Source organism: Burkholderia sp. Ac-20345, from assembly GCF_017104825.1.
GTDB lineage: Bacteria > Pseudomonadota > Gammaproteobacteria > Burkholderiales > Burkholderiaceae > Burkholderia > Burkholderia lata_B.
The window spans coordinates 1-688 of record NZ_JAAGPO010000535.1 but is presented as its reverse complement, the minus strand read 5'-3'; the positions used below and the strand labels follow the sequence as shown (position 1 = coordinate 688).

Sequence of the window (688 nt, the reverse complement as noted above, 5' to 3'; positions counted from 1 at the left end):
CAGCCGAGTTCGGCCGCAAGCGCGCCGGGCGCTGCATCGCCGGCCGCGGCAATCGCATGGGACAACCCTTGCGCCCGTGCGGCGGCTTCCACTTTCGCACCGTGCTCCGGCAGCCGCGCTCCGGATAAACGCGAGTCCGGCGCGGCGCCGGGCAGCATGAACGTGACCCGGGCGCCGACCGCACGCGCCAGCTCGAGCGCATGGCCGATCGCGTCGATGCCGCCGGGCGTGCCGTCGACCGTCACGAGCAGATGGCGGTACATCGCGCCGCTCCGCTTATCCGGCGAGCGGCGCGCTGCGCCGCGTGCCGGTCGATACGATGTTCATGGGTGGGCTCCTCGTGGTGTTCGTCATGCATCGGAACCCATGCTATCGATGCGGTGCCGGCGCGGCCCCACTCGTCGCGGGGGGGATTGACGCGCGAACGCGGTTCGACCGATCCTTCCCCCCACGCCCACCCCGGACGCTGGCCCGCACGGCACCGCCGGATTCCGACTGCTGCCCCGATGGCCCACCCACCCGATCGCGCCGACGCGCCTCCCACCGAACTGGTCCTGAAGACGACCGCGCCGCGCGTGCCCGCGCAGTTGCTGGCTCGCGCGCGGCTGAGCCTCGCCGCGCCCGCTTTCGACGGCCGGCCGGTCACGCTCGTGCAGGCGCCGGCCGGTTACGGCAAGACGTCGCTGCA

General features: G+C 73.4%; 2 protein-coding genes. One reads left to right on the top strand and one right to left on the bottom strand.

Annotated elements, in window-relative coordinates:
* Window positions 1-263: universal stress protein (locus tag G3O06_RS48505; protein ID WP_205820489.1), on the bottom strand; the 263-nt coding region annotated here is incomplete at its 3' end.
* Between the two features lie 243 nt (window positions 264-506).
* On the opposite strand from G3O06_RS48505, the gene G3O06_RS48500 reads away from it, so the two are divergent.
* The coding region (locus G3O06_RS48500; protein WP_205820488.1) for a hypothetical protein at window positions 507-688 on the top strand (182 nt) is incomplete at its 3' end.